This window comes from Sphingomonas sp. 66-10, from assembly GCF_001897045.1.
Taxonomy (GTDB): domain Bacteria; phylum Pseudomonadota; class Alphaproteobacteria; order Sphingomonadales; family Sphingomonadaceae; genus Sphingomonas; species Sphingomonas lycopersici.
The window spans coordinates 1-3,536 of record NZ_MKRR01000157.1; the positions used below are offsets into that span (position 1 = coordinate 1).

4 protein-coding genes are annotated in these 3,536 nt (G+C 61.1%); 3 read left to right on the forward strand and 1 reads right to left on the reverse strand.

Annotated elements, in window-relative coordinates; all coding sequences use genetic code 11:
- Positions 1-82 precede the first annotated feature (82 nt).
- From istA to BGN95_RS24190, 3 genes are all read left to right on the forward strand, one after another.
- The gene (istA, locus tag BGN95_RS24180) at positions 83-1,594 is read left to right on the forward strand and encodes an IS21 family transposase (protein WP_066770782.1); all 1,512 of its coding nucleotides are present in this window, start codon (positions 83-85) and stop codon (positions 1,592-1,594) included.
- Positions 1,591-2,430, forward strand: coding sequence for an IS21-like element helper ATPase IstB (istB, locus tag BGN95_RS24185; protein WP_066770779.1), 840 nt, complete (start codon positions 1,591-1,593; stop codon positions 2,428-2,430). Before istA ends, istB begins: the two co-directional genes overlap by 4 nt.
- Positions 2,431-2,498: 68 nt before the next feature.
- A complete protein-coding gene (locus BGN95_RS24190; RefSeq protein ID WP_286774288.1) occupies positions 2,499-3,152 on the forward strand; it encodes a hypothetical protein in 654 nt (217 codons plus the stop codon).
- Positions 3,153-3,261: 109 nt separating this feature from the next.
- Here the strand turns inward: BGN95_RS24190 and BGN95_RS24195 are convergent.
- A partial coding sequence (locus BGN95_RS24195; protein WP_286774289.1) for an SRPBCC domain-containing protein occupies positions 3,262-3,536 on the reverse strand: 275 nt, incomplete at its 5' end.

The window sequence follows — 3,536 nt, forward strand, 5'->3', positions numbered from 1 at the left end:
CCACTGGAACGCCAGCGAAGTGCTGAGCGTGGCGGAGTAAAAACCGGCCAGTGGTAAGGCTGCCCTTTTGAGGGCGGCCGGGATGTATGCCGTGGAAGTTTACGCGAGTGTTCGGCAGTTTGTGTTTGTGCAGGGGCGCAGCCAGCGAGAGGCCGCGCGGGTATTTGGATTAAGCCGGGAGACGATTGGCAAGATCTGCCGATTTTCACTGCCACCTGGCTATACGCGCACGAAGCCGGTGGAGAAGCCGAAGCTGGGGCCTTTGCTGCCGGTGGTTGACGCGATTTTGGAAGGTGACCGGACGGCGCCGGTCAAGCAGCGACACACGGCGAAGCGGATCTTCGAGCGGCTGCGCGATGAATATGGCTATGGCGGCGGCTACACGGTGGTGAAGGACTATGTCCGGCTGAGCCGGGTGCGTGGCCGCGAGACATTTGTGCCGCTGGCGCACCCACCGGGGCATGCGCAGGTGGATTTTGGCGAAGCGGTGGGCGTGATTGGCGGTGTGGAGCAGAAGATCCACTTCCTGTGCATGGATTTGCCGCAGTCCGATGCCTGTTTCGTGAAGGCTTTCCCGCGCGAGACGACCGAGGCATTTCTGGATGGGCATGTATCGGCCTTCGACTTCTTTGGCGGCATTCCCCAGTCGATCCTCTACGACAACACGACGATTGCGGTGGCCAAGATTCTGGGGGACGGCAAGCGTGAGCGCACACGTGCCTTCAGCGAGCTGGTCAGCCACTACCTGTTTTCTGACCGCTTCGGCCGACCCGGCAAGGGGAATGACAAGGGCAAGGTCGAAGGGCTGGTCAAATACGCGCGCCGCAACTTCATGACGCCCAAGCCGCAGGCGGCGAGCTATGACGCACTGAACGCGGCTCTTTTGGAGCGCTGTCATGCGCGGCAAGGCGAACGTGCTGGCCGCCATGCCCAGACCATCGGTGAGCGCATGGTTGCTGACGTTGCGGCGCTACGCCCACTACCGCCGGTGCCATTGGAGCCATGCGAGAGGCGCAGCGCCCGTGTGTCATCGACGGCGCTGGTGCGGTATCGCGGCAATGATTACTCGGTGCCCACAAGGTTTGGGTTCCAGGATGTGGTGGTGAAGGGCTTCGTGGACGAGGTGGTGATCCTGTCCGGCGCCGAGGAGATCGCCCGCCATGTGCGCAGTTATGGCAGCGGCGATTTTGTGGCCGATCCGCTGCATTATCTGGCGCTGATCGAGACAAAGCCGAATGCTCTCGATCAGGCGGCTGCACTGCAGAATTGGGCCTTGCCCGATGTCTTTGCCCACCTGCGGCAATTGCTGGAGGGACGCATGGGCCGCAAGGGCAAGCGCGAGTATATCCAGGTCTTGCGCTTGCTGGAAGCGATGCCCATGGCCGTGGTGACCCATGCTGTCACTCAGGCGATCCACATGGGCGCGATCAGCTTTGATGCGGTGAAGCAGATCGCACTGGCCAGGATGGAACGGCGGCCCGCCAGGCTTGACCTGACGACCTATCCCCACCTGCCAAGGCTGGATGTGAAGGTCACGCAGGCGGCTGATTATGCGGCTCTGATGCCCCAGGTCTCGAAGGAGATGGCAGCATGAGCCGGGCGCCCGATGACAACCTGCCCACCGGCACCACCGCTGGTGCGCCACAGGTGCTGCTGGCCCACCACCTCAAGCAACTCAAACTGCCGACCGTTTTGCGCGAATATGAGAAAGTAGCCCGGGAGTGCGCGCGTGATGGTGTCGATCATCCCCGCTATCTACTGCGCCTGATCGAACTGGAACTGATCGACCGTGAGCGGCGCACTGTCGAACGCCGGATCCGTGCTGCCCGGTTCCCGGCCGTCAAAAGCTTCGATACCTTCGACTTCACCGCCATCCCCAGCCTCAACAAGATGCTGACGCTGGATCTGGCGCGCTGCGAATATATCCTGCGGCGCGAGAATATCATTGCGCTGGGCAATAGCGGGACGGGCAAAACCCATGTGGCGCTCGCCCTGGGGCTGGCCGCCTGCCAGAAGGGCTTCACCGTGACCTTCACCACCGCCGCGGCGCTGGTGAACCAGTTACTGGAAGCCCGCGACGAGAAGCGGCTGCTCAAGATGCAGCGCGAGTTGGCTGCAGTGAAGCTGCTGATCATCGACGAACTGGGTTACGTCCCGCTCTCGCCCACCGGCGCGGAGCTGTTGTTCGAGACCTTCTCCCAGCGCTACGAACGCGGCTCCACCATCGTTACCTCCAACCTGCCGTTTGAGGACTGGACGCAGGTGCTTGGGTCCGAGCGCCTGACCGGCGCATTGCTGGATCGTTTGACCCACCACGTCAGCATCCTGACCATGAATGGTGACAGTTACCGCCTAAAGCAGTCAGCCAGTCGCCGTCGCGCCACTGCCAGCGGGGCGGAGCAAAACCAGGCCACCGTCGACGAAAACTGACCCATCAAAACGGCCAAAAGCAAAGGGCCCCGATCGGGGCCCTTTGCTTTGCACCTGCCGCAACATCAGTGGCCTACTTTTACTCCGCCACAGTGGCCGGTTTTTGCTCCGCCGTTGACATCGAAGCCCTGATCCACGAAGCCCGCGCTGAACAGGCCGGCGCCGCTAAACATGTCAATGAAAGTCGCGCCTTGCATAATTCGCATAGCTTTAATGTGAATATGCGGATATGCAAGGAAATTATGCGAGACGACGTGATGCCTGACGATGCACTCGAAAAGCTGGCTAAGATGTTACGAAGCACACATCTTCCCGTGCAGACGACCATAGCGAACGCGATCGGCGCCGATCAGCCATTCGTGTCCAGAGTTCTGCGGGGAGAAGTGAAGCGGGTGACCCCTCGCGTAGAGCGGCTCTGGAAATATGCGAGTTCGCGTATTGCGGAGGCGGAGCGAGCGTCGGAGGCAGTTGCCGACGTTGAGCGCGAACTGACCTCAGATTACGCAGGGACCGAAGATATCCAGCCCGCTCGCAGGAGCGGGCGGAAGAGGCGGACGAACCTCGAACTTGTGTCTGAAACATTCGCAGCCGATGCCCTGAGCGGGGTCAAGGCCTACCTGGAAGATGGATACGACCCCAGGCTGATCGTGGAACAGCTGGTCGTGCTTAGGCGGGCCCAGCAGGTGCGCCGTGCAGGTCGAGCGCCCGGCAAGCGTGGCTAGGCGGCTTACAGAATCGGCAAGTGACTGCCACCTGCTAGGGCTGGACTAACCGTAAGTGATCGATCCGAGCCGCAACGGTGAAACGGCACCATGGACGGCAGGCCCATCATTATTCAATGAAATTCGCCAGGTTCTTCAGGGTCGAATCCATGCCAGCCTTGTGCTCGGCAGCACCGATTCCTGCGGGAGCGTTTTCGGCTACGAACGTCACCTTGGTGCCACCGGTGACCGGCACAAGCGTCGTAGTTATCTTCATTACGCCAGCGAAGGCAGGGTCATCGGACTCGAATTCGACCGTCTCGACGATCTTCTCGTCCGGTAGTAACTCGACGAAGCATCCTTCGAAGTGGTCTGCCTCAGGTGTGGACTTGCCGCGACCGCGTT

Bases quoted from the DNA above. Each gene is read 5' to 3' on its own strand.
- istA (WP_066770782.1), top strand. From the start codon at position 83: ATGTATGCCGTGGAAGTTTACGCGAGTGTTCGGCAGTTTGTGTTTGTG.
- istB (WP_066770779.1), top strand. From the start codon at position 1,591: ATGAGCCGGGCGCCCGATGACAACCTGCCCACCGGCACCACCGCTGGT.